At 67.8% G+C, this 15371-nt stretch carries 16 protein-coding genes; 7 read left to right on the top strand and 9 right to left on the bottom strand.

The window, feature by feature from the left end; all coding sequences use genetic code 11:
- The first annotated feature begins 87 nt into the window (after nucleotides 1–87).
- From ACFVM3_RS03530 to ACFVM3_RS03510, 5 genes are all read left to right on the top strand, one after another.
- Complete coding sequence (locus ACFVM3_RS03530; RefSeq protein WP_378435175.1) at nucleotides 88–1911, top strand: phosphoenolpyruvate carboxykinase (GTP); 1824 nt, start codon at nucleotides 88–90, stop codon at nucleotides 1909–1911.
- Between the two features lie 77 nt (nucleotides 1912–1988).
- Nucleotides 1989–2861 carry an LLM class F420-dependent oxidoreductase gene (locus tag ACFVM3_RS03525; RefSeq protein WP_378435173.1) on the top strand — a complete coding sequence of 291 codons (873 nt, stop codon included), beginning with the start codon at nucleotides 1989–1991 and terminating at the stop codon, nucleotides 2859–2861.
- Nucleotides 2858–3463, top strand: coding sequence for an ATP-binding cassette domain-containing protein (locus tag ACFVM3_RS03520; protein WP_378435171.1), 606 nt, complete (start codon nucleotides 2858–2860; stop codon nucleotides 3461–3463). The genes ACFVM3_RS03525 and ACFVM3_RS03520 overlap by 4 nt, the downstream gene beginning before the upstream one ends.
- Nucleotides 3457–4704: a hypothetical protein gene (locus ACFVM3_RS03515; protein WP_378435169.1), complete on the top strand. Its 1248-nt coding sequence runs from the start codon at nucleotides 3457–3459 to the stop codon at nucleotides 4702–4704. Before ACFVM3_RS03520 ends, ACFVM3_RS03515 begins: the two co-directional genes overlap by 7 nt.
- Before the next feature lie 76 nt (nucleotides 4705–4780).
- Entirely contained in the window at nucleotides 4781–5356 is a 576-nt protein-coding gene (locus ACFVM3_RS03510) for an EndoU domain-containing protein (protein ID WP_378435167.1), read from the top strand.
- Here the strand turns inward: ACFVM3_RS03510 and ACFVM3_RS03505 are convergent.
- Complete coding sequence (locus tag ACFVM3_RS03505) at nucleotides 5353–5628, bottom strand: helix-turn-helix domain-containing protein (RefSeq protein ID WP_126737409.1); 276 nt, start codon at nucleotides 5626–5628, stop codon at nucleotides 5353–5355. The two genes, ACFVM3_RS03510 and ACFVM3_RS03505, sit on opposite strands and share 4 nt — an antisense overlap.
- A 300-nt stretch (nucleotides 5629–5928) precedes the next feature.
- Nucleotides 5929–7545 carry an alpha/beta hydrolase gene (locus tag ACFVM3_RS03500; RefSeq protein ID WP_378435165.1) on the bottom strand — a complete coding sequence of 539 codons (1617 nt, stop codon included), beginning with the start codon at nucleotides 7543–7545 and terminating at the stop codon, nucleotides 5929–5931.
- Between the two features lie 203 nt (nucleotides 7546–7748).
- On the opposite strand from ACFVM3_RS03500, the gene ACFVM3_RS03495 reads away from it, so the two are divergent.
- Nucleotides 7749–8027: a DUF3311 domain-containing protein gene (locus ACFVM3_RS03495; protein WP_378435163.1), complete on the top strand. Its 279-nt coding sequence runs from the start codon at nucleotides 7749–7751 to the stop codon at nucleotides 8025–8027.
- The gene (gene mctP, locus ACFVM3_RS03490) at nucleotides 8024–9667 is read left to right on the top strand and encodes a monocarboxylate uptake permease MctP (protein WP_378435161.1); all 1644 of its coding nucleotides are present in this window, start codon (nucleotides 8024–8026) and stop codon (nucleotides 9665–9667) included. Before ACFVM3_RS03495 ends, mctP begins: the two co-directional genes overlap by 4 nt.
- Here the strand turns inward: mctP and ACFVM3_RS03485 are convergent.
- The 7 genes from ACFVM3_RS03485 to ACFVM3_RS03455 all read right to left on the bottom strand — a co-directional run bounded on the left by ACFVM3_RS03485 (nucleotide 9664) and on the right by ACFVM3_RS03455 (nucleotide 15270).
- Nucleotides 9664–10290: a hypothetical protein gene (locus tag ACFVM3_RS03485; RefSeq protein WP_378435159.1), complete on the bottom strand. Its 627-nt coding sequence runs from the start codon at nucleotides 10288–10290 to the stop codon at nucleotides 9664–9666. The two genes, mctP and ACFVM3_RS03485, sit on opposite strands and share 4 nt — an antisense overlap.
- 316 nt (nucleotides 10291–10606) lie before the next feature.
- On the bottom strand, nucleotides 10607–11821 hold the full coding sequence (locus ACFVM3_RS03480; protein WP_378435157.1) for an RNA polymerase sigma factor: 1215 nt from the start codon (nucleotides 11819–11821) through the stop codon (nucleotides 10607–10609).
- Complete coding sequence (locus ACFVM3_RS03475; RefSeq protein ID WP_378435155.1) at nucleotides 11821–12177, bottom strand: YciI family protein; 357 nt, start codon at nucleotides 12175–12177, stop codon at nucleotides 11821–11823. The genes ACFVM3_RS03480 and ACFVM3_RS03475 overlap by 1 nt, the downstream gene beginning before the upstream one ends.
- Before the next feature lie 58 nt (nucleotides 12178–12235).
- Nucleotides 12236–12511, bottom strand: a complete 276-nt coding sequence (locus tag ACFVM3_RS03470) for a hypothetical protein (protein WP_378435153.1) — start codon at nucleotides 12509–12511, stop codon at nucleotides 12236–12238.
- Between the two features lies 1 nt (nucleotide 12512).
- A complete protein-coding gene (locus tag ACFVM3_RS03465) occupies nucleotides 12513–13436 on the bottom strand; it encodes a GNAT family N-acetyltransferase (protein WP_378435152.1) in 924 nt (307 codons plus the stop codon).
- A gap of 238 nt (nucleotides 13437–13674) precedes the next feature.
- A complete protein-coding gene (locus tag ACFVM3_RS03460; protein ID WP_007032374.1) occupies nucleotides 13675–13824 on the bottom strand; it encodes a hypothetical protein in 150 nt (49 codons plus the stop codon).
- Nucleotides 13825–14079: 255 nt separating this feature from the next.
- Complete coding sequence (locus tag ACFVM3_RS03455) at nucleotides 14080–15270, bottom strand: ATP-binding protein (protein WP_007032375.1); 1191 nt, start codon at nucleotides 15268–15270, stop codon at nucleotides 14080–14082.
- Between the last annotated feature and the right edge of the window lie 101 nt (nucleotides 15271–15371).

The raw sequence follows: 15371 nt of genomic DNA, 5'->3' as shown, positions 1-15371 counted from the left end.
AAGCCATTCGGTCGCCGGCATCGAAGCCCGCATCGGAACAGCGTCGTTCCCGGTGTGGGCTTCTGCCGTCGGAAGTCAGGAGTAGAGATGACCGCAGTCGCCATCCCTGGACTGGAAAATGCGCCGACGACGCACAGTGGCGTGCTGTCCTGGGTCCGGGAGGTCGCCGAACTGACCACTCCGGACCGTGTGGTGTGGGTCGACGGGTCCGACGAAGAGGCCGCGCGCATCAACGCCGAGCTGGTCTCCGCCGGCACGTTCGTGCAGCTCGACGCGAAGCCCAACTCGTACTGGGCCGCTTCCGACCCGAATGACGTCGCCAGGGTCGAAGAGCGCACCTTCATCTGTTCGGAGAACGAAGAGGACGCGGGTCCCACCAACAACTGGATGGACCCGGCCGAGATGAAGGCCACGATGACCGAGCTGTACCGCGGCTGCATGCGCGGTCGCACGATGTACGTGATCCCCTTCTGCATGGGCCCCCTCGGAGCCGAGGACCCCAAGCTCGGCATCGAGATCACCGACTTCGCCTACGTGGTCGCCTCCATGCGCGTGATGACCCGCGCCGGCAAGGCCGCGCTGGACAAGTTCGTCACCGAGGACGGCACCGAGCGCGAGTTCGTCCCCGCCCTGCACTCCGTCGGCGCGCCGCTGGAGCCGGGCCAGGAGGACGTCTCGTGGCCGTGCAACACCACCAAGTACATCTCGCACTTCCCCGAGACCCGCGAGATCTGGAGCTACGGCTCCGGCTACGGCGGCAACTCGCTGCTCGGCAAGAAATGCTACTCGCTGCGCATCGGCTCGGTCATCGCCCGCGACGAGGGCTGGCTGGCCGAGCACATGCTGATCCTCAAGCTGATCTCGCCCGAGGACAAGGTCCACTACGTCGCGGCGGCGTTCCCGAGCGCCTGCGGCAAGACGAACCTCGCCATGCTGCAGCCGACCATCCCCGGCTGGCGCGCCGAGACCCTCGGTGACGACATCGCGTGGATGCGGTTCGGCGAGGACGGCCGCCTGTACGCGGTGAACCCCGAGTTCGGCTTCTTCGGCGTCGCGCCGGGCACCGACTGGCACACCAACCCCAACGCGATGCGCACCATCGAAAAGGGCAACACGGTCTACACGAACGTCGCGCTCACCGACGACGGCGACGTCTGGTGGGAGGGCATGGGCGAGAAGCCCGCGCACGCCACCTCCTGGAAGAAGCAGGATTGGACGCCGGAGTCGGAAGAGAAGGCCGCGCACCCGAACTCGCGCTACTGCACGCCGATGTCGCAGTGCCCGATCCTCGCGCCCGAGTGGGACGACCCGCAGGGCGTGCCGATCTCGGCGATCCTGTTCGGCGGCCGCCGCAAGACCACGGTCCCGCTGGTGAACGAGGCCCGCGACTGGCAGCACGGCGTGTTCATGGGCGCCACCATGTCGTCGGAGACCACCGCGGCCGCCGCCGGCGCGGTCGGCAACGTGCGCCGCGACCCGATGGCGATGCTGCCGTTCCTCGGCTACCACGCCGGTGACTACTTCAAGCACTGGCTGGACCTCGGCAAGAACGCCGACGCGGACAAGCTGCCGAAGATCTTCTACGTCAACTGGTTCCGCCGTGGTGACGACGGCCGCTTCCTGTGGCCGGGCTTCGGCGAGAACTCGCGGATCCTGAAGTGGGTCATCGACCGCGTCGAGGGCAAGGGCAACGCGAACGAGACCCCGGTCGGTTTCGTGCCGAACGCCGAGGACCTCGACACCGACGGCCTCAAGGAGCCGCTGGCCGACATCCAGGCCGCGCTCGACGTCTCCGCCGAGGAGTGGCGCCAGGAACTGCCGCTCATCGAGGAGTGGTTCGAGAAGATCGGCGACAAGGTCCCGTCGTCGCTGCGTGACGAACTGGAAGCGCTGAAGCAGCGCCTCGGCTGATCGTCGGAGAAGGCCTCATCCTCGGAGTCATTCCCGAGGATGAGGCCTTCTTCTCGCGCTCTCGGTACCGTGGCCGCATGGTCAAATTCGGCGTCAACATGGTCGTCCCCGAGACCCGTGCGGCGTGGGTCGAGAAGTGCCGCAAGGCCGAGGACCTCGGATTCGACGTGATCGGCGCGGCCGACCATCTCGGTATGGCGCCGCCGTTCCCGGCCCTCGTGCTCGCCGCCGAGGTGACGACCCGTCCGCGGCTCAACACGTTCGTCATCAACACCGCCTTCTACAACCCGGTGCTGCTGGCCCGCGACGTCACCGGCACGGACCAGTTCACCGAGGGCAGGCTGGAGCTCGGCCTGGGGGCCGGTTACGTGAAAGCCGAATTCGAAGCGGCGGGAATGGAGTTCCCCCGCGCCGGAAAGCGCGTCGACCATCTCGAAAACACCATCAAGGTGCTCAACCGGCTCTATGCCGACGAAAGCCACAAACCGCCGACGGTGCAGAAGCCGGGCCCGCCGCTGATGATCGCCGGACGCGGCGACAGGCTGCTCACGCTCGCCGCCGAGCACGCCGACATCATCGGATTCACCGGTACGGCGGCCGTTCCCGACGGCGGCGCGCTCGCCGTCGACGACGCGGCCGGAATCGAAGAGCGGGTGAACTTCGTCCGCGGGAAACTGAACGGCCGCGCCGCCGAATTCAATATCCTCTCGCATTTCGTCGCCGTGGTCGAAGACCGGCGAAAAGGTTTGGAGAGCCTGGAAGAACTGCTCGACGGCAAGGTCACCGTCGACCGGCTCGCCGAACTTCCGACGGCTCTGGTCGGCACCCACGAACAGATCGCCGAACAGATCCTGGCGCACCGCGAGCGGTTCGGTTTCACGTACTTCACCGTACTGGAGCACAACATGGAGGCGCTCGCGCCGGTGATCGAGGCGTTGCGCGGCAAATGATCGACGTACGAGGGCTCGGCGTCCAGGCCGGGGAGCACTGGCTGTTCGACGGACTCGACTTCGAGGTCGAGTCCGGCGAATGCGCGGTCATCGTCGGCCCCAACGGGGTCGGGAAATCGACGCTGTTGAGGTGCCTTTACGGAACGCAGACCCCACAGCGGGGACGCGTCGTAGTCGCGGGCGGTAATCCCGACGAACGCGACGTTTCCTTCCGCCGCAAGGTTTCCGTACTGTTCGACGATTCCGACTTCTTCGCCGAGCTGACCCCGCTGCAGCATCTCGAACTGCTGGAAGGCTCGTTCGGTACCGATCTCGGCGATTTCGACGCGCTCCTGGCCGACGCGGGGCTTTCCGAACGCGCGAAGGTCACCGCTGGCAAATTCTCGGCCGGGCAACGCCGTCGCCTGCTGCTCCTCGGCGCGACCGCGCGCCCGCACGACGTCCTGCTGCTCGACGAGCCGGAGCGGGCACTCGACGCCGCCGGAAAGGAATGGCTGACGTCGTTGATCAAACGGTCGACCGATGCCGGGGCGGCCGTCGTCGTGGCCACGCACCATCCTCCGCTGCTCGAAGCGGCCGACTCCACTCTCGAGCTGTGGTGACGACGAAAGCGCCGACGCACGTCCCGGGAAGACAGCGATTCGGCGGCCTGTTCAACGGCGACTACCAGACCTTCCTGGCACTGTTCGGTTTCGGCGCGCTGTTCACCGCCTTCCAGAACCTGCCGAAACTTCGCGATTTCCTTTTTGGACAGTCCGTTGTGGACTTCCCGGCGGTGTTCGGGCTGCTGATCGTGCTGTGCGCGATGTTCTGGCGTGCCCTGCTGCGCCGTGGCTTCGTCTGGGCCGAGCCGGCGGCGCTGACCTGGATGGACTTCGCCCGCGTCGATCGGCGCCGCGTCGTCGTCAAGCGGATGTGGACGGGCTGGTCCGGGCTGGTCCTGGTGGTCGGCTACACCGGAGCGTTGGTCACCGCGATCGGCGGCGGCTCGAAGGACGTGTGGATCGCGATGTCGGCGCTGACCGCGTCCGGGGCGATCCTGGCCGCCGTAACCGCGCGGCGGACGGCGATCCGCGGGGAAACGCTCGCTCCGGTCGTGCTCGCCATGGCCGGTCTGGCGTTCGCCGCCGCGGGATGGGGCCCGATCGCCGTCGAGGTGCTGGCCGGCGCGCTGTTCGTGGTGGCGGTCGCGGTGGCCTTCGGTGGCGAGCCGATGTCCGGGGCCGGACGCCAGGAACTCGTCGACGGCTGGAACGCGCGGCTCCTGCGCGCGATGGCCGCGGTCTTCATGGACCCCATGCTGCTGATCCCGGATTCGAAGCCGGTGCCGTGGTTGTCGCTGCGGCGTCCGACGACGCTGCGGCTCGCATGGGCCGGGGTGCTCGGCCGGATGCGCTATGCGGCGGCCGGCGTGGTGATCGCGTGCCTGGTCGGCGTCGCGCACCTGGCCTTTCCGGCCATCCCGGTCGTGCCGCTGTTCGCGCTCGGCGCGTACGCGGCGCTCGTGCCATTCGTCGGCGGGCTCGGTGAACTGTGGCGCAACCCCGGCCGCCGGCGGTGGCTTGGCGCGTCCGACTGGGAGTTGCGTCTGGTCAACGGCCTGGTGATCGCGCTACTCGGCCTCGTCTGGGGGATCCTGCTCGGCCTGGTGACGCTGACGCTCGGAGTCTCCCCGGCCTGGCCGGTGTGGCTCGCGATCCCGCTCGCCGTCGTCGCCACGGCGCGGACGGCGACCAGGTCGCCGATGAACTACGACGTCAGCGGCGGGGCGGCCGGGCTGCAGGCACTGCGCGGTGTCGACGTGCTCGTCGTCGGCGCCGTCTTGCTCAGCGTGATCGCCTGAGGTCACCCGTTTCCGCGTTCGGATCATTCGGATACTCCGAACGCGGGTTACCCTCGATGCGACGAAAGGAGCACGAGTGGGCGGCGGGCACGCACCGGGAAAGGGATGGCGGGCGACCAGCGAGTTCCCCGCGGGCTGGACCGACGAGCAGATCATCGCGGTGATCAAGGACGTCGCGAACGACCCGAGCGAACCCCGCGTCAGACTGCACAACGGCCGCTGGCGCTGCGCCGGCGAGCGCTACGGCGTGCACCTCATCGTGCTGGTGGAGGACAACGGCAACGTCAAGACGGGCTATCCGGTGGCGGGCCCCGGAGTGGTCCGCAATCCCGACACCGCCGCCGACCCGGCGAACCCGACCGTCGCCGACCTGGCCGCCGGCCGGATCAGCTTCTTCGGCGACAGCCTGCTCGACCAGATCGCCGGCCGGATCACGCCGGATGTCCTGGCGTTCTACCGCACCTTGCACTGGTCGGGTGAGTGGGAGGAACTGGCCGACGTCCTCGTCGCGCACGCGCTGAACGAGAACCTGCGTCTCGGCGTGGACGAATACGCCACGCTCGAAAGCCTGCTGAACAGCTTCGACCTGCCGATCGACGGCTTCCTCTACTTGAACGACCGGGCACACGCCCTGGCCGTCCTGCGCCCCTAGCTCGCTTCCGCGACTTGTTCGCCGCCGCCCTCGGCGGCCGCCCGCAGCGCGTCCAGCGGCAGCCCGACGGCGTCCGCGATCGCCATCACCGTGAAGAAGGCGGGCGTCGGGATCCGGCCCGTCTCGATCTTCCGGAGCGTCTCGACCGAGATCCCGGCCTCGGCCGCGACCTCGACCATGCTCCGCGACGACGCCGCGCGCGCGTCCCGGAGCGCCAGCCCCAGCCGCTCGCCGCGTTCGCGTTCCTCGTCCGTCAACGGCACTCGCACCATGGCGCCAATACTAATACCGGTCCGGCCAGGCGCACGCGAGTTACGCCTTCAATCACGCGAGTTACGGCTCCGATCACGCGAGTTCCGTCCCGGCGCACGCCGGTTGCGTGTCCAGATGGCCGACTCGCGTGTGCTGTCCCTCCAGTCACGCGTGCCGTCCACCCAGCCACATGCGGCCGCGGAGTTGTCCCCACCGAGTTACCCCCAGCCTGTGGACAACTCTGTGCACAGGTCGTGGACAACTCCAAAGAAAGGGCCCCGCCGAGCCGGAACTCGACGGGGCCACAATCCCTAGTGGCTTCAGGCGCCCGCGGGCACCGGAAGTGGGAGTCCGGGGAGGCTCTGGTCGTTCGGCACCTTGCCGTCGACGAGGTAGTCCTCCACGACCTTGTCCACACCCGCGTTGCCGCCGGCGTAGATACCGTGGTCACCCTCACCGGTCACGGTGATCATCCGGGAGCCGGCGAACGCGCGGTGCGCACGGGTCGCGCCCTCGAGCGGGGTCGCCGGGTCGTTCACCGACTGGACGATCAGCACCGGCGGGACACCGCGGCCGTCGAGCTTCGGCAGGTCGACCGGCTTGTTCTTCCAGAAGATGCACGGCTGGATCAGCCAGCCGGCGCCGAGCAGCGGCAGATCACGGTCGATCAGCTTCTGCGACTGCCGGATCACGCTGTTCCGGTTGCCGTACCACGGGCCCTCGTTGCAGGGGATGGACCAGAAGCTGGCGTTGTAGGAGTCGCCGTCGGTCGGGACGAACAGCGGCTGCGGGCCGATGACGCCGTCACCGTCCACCGTCTCCGCCTTGACCTTCTGCGCGGCCGCGGCCTTCTGCTGCTGCGTCGAGGTGCCCTCGGTCAGGGTCTTCAGGTTGACCAGGTAGTCGGCCAGCGCGGTGAAGTTGCGCTTCGAGTAGAGGTACGACGCGATGGTCGAGTCGAGGGCGTTGGCCGAAACCGGGACGCCGTCCACCTCGACCGGGTTCTGGGTCAGCGCGAAGCGGACCTTCTCGTAGGTCTGGCGCGCGGCTTCACCGGTCTTGCCGAAGCCGTAGACCTTGTCGTACTTGCCGATCCACGGCAGGAAGTCCTGACGCCAGCGGCGCTCGAAGCCGAGCGGCTGCCAGTCGAACGAGTTCTGCCAGGTGGTGGTGAACTCGGTCGCGGAGTCGAGCAGGAAGCGGCCGGTCCGGGTGGGGAACTGCTGCGCGTAGTGCGCGCCCATCCAGGTGCCCGCCGAGTAGCCGACCCAGTTGATCTTGTCGCGGCCCAGCAGGACCCGCAGCAGGTCGATGTCCCGGATGGTCTGCGCGGTGTTGATGAGCGGGCCCAGCTCGCCGGACTTCACCTGGCAGGAGTCCGCCGCGTACTTGGTGGCGTCCAGGATCAGGTTGAGGTTCGCCCGGCTGCGGTCGCGCGGGTCGAGGTCCGAGCCGGTACCGATCGCGTTGCCGCAGGTGATGTTCGTGCTCTTGCCGGTGCCGCGCGGGTCGAGACCGATGATCTCCTGGTTCGCGCGGAGCTTCGTCTGGTTACGCAGGCGAGCCGGGAAGTTACGGCCCGGAGCGCCGGGGCCGCCCGGGTTCGTGATGACGCTGGCCGTCGCCTTGCCACTGGTGGCGGCGAGGCGGCTGACGGCGATCGTCAGGTCGATGTTCTCGTTCGTCTTGTACCAGTTACGCGGCGCGCGGTACGTCGCACACTCGATGTTCTCGGCCCCCGGAGGCGGCGCGGACGGCAGCTCACTGGCGGTGCATTTGTGCCAGTCCAGCTTCTGGTCCGCGTACTTCGCCGGAATGTTGGTGGAGTTCAGCGGCTGCTGCCCGGCAGCCTCCGGTCCTGCGAACGCAGGCGTGAACCCGGCCAGCATGGTGCCGGCGACAGCCGGGATCACCACCGCATAGCGGAGTTTCTTCATCCGATGCCCCTTTGATCTTGCGTGCGAAGTTCCTGTTCGCGACTGCGGCTATTGATATCCGGCGACGACTCCGACGGCAACCGCCCTTCGTCGTATGGGGCGTCGCTGATCAAATCGATATCGGGCAGGCGTGACCCGGGCGGGGGAGAGGTTCTAGGGTCATCGGGACCATCCGGGGGTACGGGAACGTTAGGTGAGGTCCGATGGCGTCAGGTAAGGCAGACGGGAAGGTGAGGGGTTTCCAGTTCAGCCCCTGGAACCTCCTGTTGATCATCCCGTTGCTGGTGCTGATCACGTCCTTGTTCAATTCGGACGGTCCCCGGCTGTTCGGGATGCCGTTCTTCTACTGGTTCCAATTCGTGTTCGTGGCGGTCGGCGTCCTGTGCACCTGGATCGTCTTCGTGATGACCAAGGACAAGCCGACCAGTGAGCGTCCCGACCGGCTGTCCGTGGACGAGCTCGACGAGGGGGACGTCAAGTGACCACTATCCAATGGCCAGAGCTGATCATCTTCACGATCCTCTTCGCGGTGGTCACCGTGCTCGGCTTCGTCGCGTCGCGCTGGAAGGCCGGCAACACCCTCGACCACCTGGACGAATGGGGTCTCGGCGGCCGCAAGTTCGGCTCGTGGATCACCTGGTTCCTGCTCGGCGGTGACCTCTACACGGCCTACACGTTCGTCGCCGTCCCCGCGCTGATGTTCAGCGCCGGCGCGATGGGCCTGTTCGCGCTGCCGTACACGATCATCGTCTACCCGATCGTGTTGATGCCGGCGCTGCGCATGTGGTCGGTCTCGCGCGTCCGCGGCTACGTCACGCCCGCCGACTTCGTCCGTGGCCGGTTCGGTTCGCCGACGCTGGCGCTGCTGATCGCGATCACCGGCATCGTCGCGACGATGCCGTACATCGCGCTGCAGCTCGTCGGCCTCGAAGCGGTGCTGCGGACCATGGGCATCAACGGCTCCGGCATCGTCGGTCACCTGCCGCTGCTGGTCGCCTTCATCATCCTGGCGGTCTACACCTACCAGTCGGGTCTTCGCGCGCCCGCGCTGATCGCGTTCGTCAAGGACATCCTGATCTACCTCGTGATCATCGTGGCGATCATCTACCTGCCCTCGAAGCTCGGCGGCTGGTCGGCGATCTTCGACGCGGCCGACGCGAAGTTCGACAAGACGCCGTCGCAGGCGGACGGCATCCTGCTCAACGCCAACAACCAGTTGCAGTACGCCACGCTGGCGCTCGGTTCGGCGCTCGCGCTGTTCCTGTACCCGCACTCGCTCACCAGCGTGCTCGCCTCGCGCGGCCGCAGCGTGATCAAGCGGAACATGGTCGCGCTCCCGGCGTACTCGCTGGTCCTCGGCCTGCTGGCGCTGCTCGGCTACGTCGCGATCAGCGCGTCGGTCTCGCCGATCACCAACAACGCGACCGGCAAGCCCGACACGAACACCGTCGTCCCGGTGCTGTTCGACACGCAGTTCTCGTCCTGGTTCGCCGGGATCGCGTTCGCCGCGATCGGCATCGGCGCGCTGGTGCCCGCGGCGATCATGTCGATCGCGGCGGCCAACCTGTGGACGCGCAACATCTACAAGGAGTACATCAAGAAGAACGCGACACCGGGCGAGGAAGCGAAGCAGGCCAAGCTCGCTTCGCTGATCGTGAAGTTCGGCGCGGTGGCGTTCATCCTGTTCATCGACCCGCAGTTCTCGATCGACCTGCAGCTCATCGGTGGCGTGCTGATCCTGCAGACGTTGCCCGCGGTCGCGATCTCGCTCTACACGCGGTGGTTCCACCGCTGGGGCCTGATCGCCGGCTGGGTGGTCGGTATCGGCTGGGGTCTGGTCATGCTCTACAACATCCCCAACCCGGCGACCGGCAAGGCGCATTTCGGTGGCTCGGCGCTGAAGCTCGGCGATCTGTCGATCTTCGGCTGGCACCCGCTCAGCGGTTCGCAGCTGCAGATCTACGTCGGTTTCGTGGCACTGATCGCGAACCTGTTGATCGCCGTGATCTTCACGGTGATCGCGCGGCAGCTGAAGGTCTTCAACGGCACGGACGACACCGAGGCCGAGGACTACCACGCCGACGAGCACGACAAGGGGCTCCGCGAAATCGGCGTCCACTAGTCACTGGTGACGGAAGGGGCCGCGTCCTGCCGGGACGCGGCCTTTCTCGTGGCCGCGGTCGCCGCCAGGTAGAGGACGAGGCCGTTCAGCAGATGCCAGAGGAAATGCGTTCCGGCGGGGAAGTTCCCGCAGACCGTGTGATCGGCCGTGCGGAACGACAGGGACACCCCGAAGACACCGGCGGCCACGGCGAATCTGCGCCGGTCTTCGCCCCGGAGGACGATCGCGAAGATCACGAGCCCGATCAACGCCGAGAGGTACAGCCCGCCGCCCAGCGACGCGACGACGGCCGTGAAGGCGAGAAAAACGGGGATCCCGAGCCAGGCCAGCCGTCGGCTGATGCCGAAGAACACGCGCGGGAACACGGCGGCGTAGTACAGGACGAACACCAGGATGAAGCCGGTGTCGGCCGCCGCGGACCAGCGGGTGGCGAGTAGGTGGAACGTCGTGCTGCCGAGGAACACCAGTCCGATCAGGACGGCGAACACGCGGCCTTTCGGTCGCCGCCAGACGGCGATCGCCGCGATCAGGAACGCGAGGTTGCTGAGGCTGTTGAGCGGCTCGCCCCAGAGGCCGGGGGCGAGGCGTTCGCAGTAGCCGTCGACGTACGCCGTCCAGTTCACTCCCCCAGGTAACCCTGCCCGCGTGAACTGCGGATGTCTTCGATGTCGCTGCCTTCGCTTTCGGGGCGCCGACGCGTTGCGAAAGCCACTTTCGCAACCTTCAACGTTGCGAAAGTGGCTTTCGCAACACGCCCACCGCCGCCCCGCGCACCCCTTGCGCCGAGTTGTCCACACCCACTCGCCATTGTGGACAACTCGCCCCCGAATCCCTCCGAACCCAGCCCCGCGACACCCCCTCCCGATACGCTGGTGCGGGGCGCGCCCCCCTGGGAGTGGTGGGGGGTGGGGTACGCGCTGGGCAAAGAAAAAGTGCTGGTCAGCGAGTTGCCGTGCAGGCCCTCAGGCGCCGGGTGAGGAAGCGGCGTCGCGGTTCCGAGCAGGGCAGCGCGAGCGCTCGTCGGTAGTGCTCCGCGGCTCGCGCCGGGTCGCCTGCCCGCAGCCACAGGGCGCCGAGGACGGCGGGCAGCAGCGTGTAGTCCGGCAGGTCGGCCTCGATGGCTTCGAGTTCGGCGATCCCGGCGACGGCGCCGTCCACCATCGAAAGCGCGATCGCGCGGTTCAGCCGCGCCACCGGGGACGGCCGCAGCGGCAGCAGATCGTCGTACAGGCCGACGATCCGGCGCCAGTCCGGCGGCGAAGCCGTGCTGTGGCACAGCGCGATCGCCGCCTCGACGTGGTACGCCGACATCTCAGGCCCGGTGCACGCCCGTTCGAACAGCCGCGTCCCTTCGGCGATCATCGCGTGGTCCCAGCGGTCCCGGTCCTGCTGATCGAGCAGCAGCAGGTCACCGTCGGAGTCGACCCGCGCGGGCAGCCTGCTCCCCTGCAACAGCATCAGCGCGACCAGCGCCCGCACCCTCGGCAGATCCGTCTTCGGCTCGGCCAGCAGCAGCCGCCCCAGCCGAATCGCCTCCCCGCACAGTTCGCCGCGCACCGCGACCTCTCCGGTCGTCGCGTCGTATCCCTCGTTGAACAGCAGGTAGAGCACGGCCAGCACACTGTCCACTCTGGACTCCAGCGCTTCCGGCACCGGCAGGGAAAGCGGCTTCCCCGACTCCCGCAACCACTTCTTCGCCCGCACGAGCCGCTGCGCCACCGTCGCCGGTTTCGTCAGCAGGGCCGCCGCGATCTCGTTCACCCCGAGCCCGCCGACGGTCTTCAACGTCAGCGCCACCTGCGAGACCGTCGGCAGCGCGGGATGGCAACACAGCAACATCAGCACGAGTTCGTCGTCCGTGCCCCCGCCGGCTCCGTGCCCGTCGAGCTCCACGAGCCGCGGCAGCAGGGTGCGCAGGGTCTGTTCGCGCCGGACGACGTCCATCGCCCGATTACGTGCGGCTCGGAACAACCAGCCCTGCGGATTGTCCGGAACGCCGCACTGAGGCCAAGTGCGCAGCGCCTGTTCCAGCGCGTCGGCGACGGCCTCTTCGGCCAGGTCCAGCCGTTCGGGGCCGAGCGCCCTGGCCAGCGTGGCGACGATCCGCCCGGCACTGTGCCGGAACAAATGCTCCACCACGCCGGCCGGGCGCATCAGTCCTCACAACCGCGTTCGCCGACCTTGCGCACCTCGATCGGCCCGAACGCCAGATGCGGATGCGTCGCGAAGATCTTCTCCGCCTGATCGAGGTCCGCGGCTTCGATCACCTGGTAGCCGCCGACGATCTCGGTGGCCTCGGTGTGCGGCCCGTCCGTCGCGCCGACCTCACCGCCAGACCCGCGCAGCACGCGGCCGCTCCTCGACAGCCCGCCTCCGCCGATGAAGCGGCCCTCCTTGGTGCGTTCGTCAGCCCAGGCCAGGTAGCTCTCGAGCACGCGTTGCGCTTCGTCGGGGCCGAGGTGGTCGTGCGAGTCGGTCGTCGAGCGGATGAATCCGATGTAGGGGGGCATGGTGTCCTCCCTGGGGAATCGATGGTCCCTAGACGAACGAGCCCGCGGCAAATCGACATCAGTAGCGGAAGAGCCGGTCGTGCAGCTCCCGTTGACGCGCGAACCAGACACTCAGCCTGGTCCGGCGACGTCGGCGCTTCAACACTTGCCGGACCTCGCGCACGCAGGGTTCGTGGGGTGCGAAGGCCTTCCCGGTCAGGAGGACGGCGTAGTGGCCGTCCGGGCAGCGACCGGAAACGGAGATCATGCCCGGCGTCAGGTCGTCGACGAAATCGATCGAGCCGACCCCGACCACGGACCGGCGGTCGCAGGTGGGGCAGTAGACGACGAACACCTCACAGCTCCAGCCGCCAGGTCTGCCCGGTCAGCTCGTAACCGAAGCCCGTGATCGTCTCCTCGCTCACCAGCTGGAAGCCGGCCTTCCGGTAGATCGCCCGCGCCGCCTCCAGCAACGAGACCGTCCAGAGTTCCATCGCCTGGTAACCGGAGGCCCTCGCGAACTCGACGCATTCGGCGACCAGGCGTTTCCCGACGCCACGCCCTCGCGCGGCCGGTTCCAGGAGCAGCATCCGCAGCTTCGCGGTGGTGCCGTCTTCGGCGGGCATGCAGAAGACGCTGCCGACGCGCTCGCCGTCGAGTTCGGCGATCCAGCCCGCTTGGCGCGGGTCCCCGCGCCTGTCGACGTACTCCGCGACGACGCGGGCGACGAGTGCTTCGAAGCGTTCGTCCCAGCCGTACTCGCGGGAGTAGAGGGCACCGTGGCGATGGACGACCCAGCCGAAGTCACCCGGCCGGGGTGGGCGCAGGACCAGCGCGGCATCCGAGGCGCGCTCACCGACCAGCGAGGTGATCGTGTCCATGGCGCCGAGCAGCCGTTTCTGCTCGTCTTCGCCAAACTTGCCGAGCAGCGAGCCGATCCGGCCCACCGACCGTTGGTCGAGGACGGTGAAGGCCTTGCGGCCGTCCTCGGTCAGCCGGACGATCTGACGGCGTGCGTCCTCGTCGCTGCGTTCGCGGGTGAGGAGACCTCGCCCTTCGAGCCTCGCGAGCAGCCTGCTCGCGTACCCGGCGTCGAGGTCGAGACGTTTGCGCAGGTCGGCGACCTGGGTCGAATCCTGCTGCGCGAGTTCGAAGATGACCCTGGCTTCGCTCAGGGAGTACTCGGCGTCGGCCGGTCCTTCGTCGAGGACGCCGATCACGCCGGTGTACAGGCGGTTGAAGGCCCGGACGGTCGCCACCCGGTCCGCGGATCGATTCATTTGACCACCTCAACAGATTCGTTGACTGGGTCAAGTGTTACCCCGCGAAGCGGTGAAGGCAAGAAACTTTCCGGGGGGGGGTGGACATATGGAAACCCCGTGATGCTGCCAGGTCGGGGGTCCGCCAGCATCACGGGGTCGTAGTGGGTATCGACGCCACGTTCCGCGGCGTTACACCTCACGCACTATGTGTCGTAGGTCACTCGAACGAGCGACACCCACAACGGTTGTAGTCGGGTCAGCGCATGTGCGTGTGACGCGCCTGGGAGATAGCGATGAGCTCCTGACGAACGGTCGCGGTGGCCGCGGTGTCGATCGCCCGGTTCAGGGCCCGGCGAGTGCGAGCCTCGGCGCGACGGGCACGGAGCTTGGCGGCGATGTTGTTCATCGGTTTTTGTCATCCCCTTGGGAGTAGATCTTGCGTCTTCGTGGCTGTGCTTCTAGTATGCACCCTTTTTCACAAGGACGCCAACGATTATCCGGTGACTTGGCACACCTGCCGATGAATCATCGGCAACAAGAGCGTAAAACCGGAGAGATTTGGTGGCGCCGGTCACTTCTTGGTAACGCCGAGGGCATGACAAAGCCTCGATAGAAGTCTCTACCGCTTTCTAGGATTTACGCCATAAAGCCTGAGAGAGGCTTAGTCCCGGCCGAGCAGGTAGTGGCCGAAGTGCGGGACGGTGAAGGCGATGTGCCCGCGTTCGGCGGAGTACACCAGGCCCTTCTTCATCAGGCTGTCCCGCGCCGGAGACAGTGACGAAGGCTTCCGCCCCAGGTAGACGGCCACATCGGCGGTACCGGCGGACTCGTCCCGGCCCTGGGTCAGCTCGGCCATCGCGAGCAGGTACTCGCGTTCGGCCGGCGTCGCCCGCTCGTAGCGGGAGCCGAAGAAGCCGACCGCGAGCTCCGATTCGGCCTCCGGTGCCGCGACCTGCACGTCCTTCACGGTGATCGGATCCGCCGGCGCGGCATCCCAGGCGGCCTTGCCGTAGGCCTGGATGAAGTACGGATATCCGCCCGACGCGTCGAACAGGGCGTCCAGCGCCTCCGGCTCGATGCCCGCGTCTTCGCGCTCGATGGGCGCCATGACCGCGAGGTCGGCGTCTTCGCGCTCCAGCCTGTCGATCCGCGCGTAGCGGAAGAGGCGTTCCGAGTACGACTTCGACGCCGAAAGGACGGCGGGCACGTGCGGCAGCCCCGCGCCGACCACGACCAACGGCGCCCCGGACTGCGAGAGTTCGTGGCAGGCGGCGCAGAGCGCGGAAACGTCCTCCGGCAGCAGATCCTGGATTTCGTCGATCAGCAGCGCGACCCCGGTGCCGACGTCGGCCGCCAGCTCCGCGACCTCCGTGAACAGCTCGACCAGGTCGATCTCGATGTCGCCCGAATCCGCACGGCCCTGAGCGGCGGGCACGTCGATACCCGGTTGCCAGCGGTCACGGAGCTTCGCGTCCGGTTTGTTGGCGCGCAGCGCGAACGCCTTGAGCACGCCGAGCACCTGCTCGACCCGGTCCGGCGCGCGATGGCGCACGGCGAGGTCGCGGATCGCGCGGTGCAGCGCGGCCGACAGCGGCCGCCTGAGTTCGGTGTCCGGACGGGCCTCGATCTTGCCCGCGCCCCAGCCGTGCTTGATGGCCCGCGAGCGCAGTTCGCCCAGCAGCACGGTCTTCCCCACGCCACGCAGTCCGGTCAGCATCAGGCTGCGTTCAGGTCTCCCGCGGGCGACCCGTTCGAGCACGACCTCGAAGGCCTGGAGCTCGCGCACGCGGCCTGCCAGCTCGGGCGGCCGTTGACCGGCGCCCGGGGCGAAGGGGTTGCGGATGGGATCCACTCTCACACGCTATCGGCGTTTCTAGCGTGGACCCGATATTCCGCCATAGAGGGATAGGCGTGTCGCGACGGGTTACGCCGAGTGGACGGGTCTGCAGCCCC

It is taken from the genome of Amycolatopsis sp. NPDC057786 (genome assembly GCF_042797905.1).
Lineage (GTDB): Bacteria > Actinomycetota > Actinomycetes > Mycobacteriales > Pseudonocardiaceae > Amycolatopsis.
This window is presented reverse-complemented; position numbering and strand designations above follow the sequence as displayed.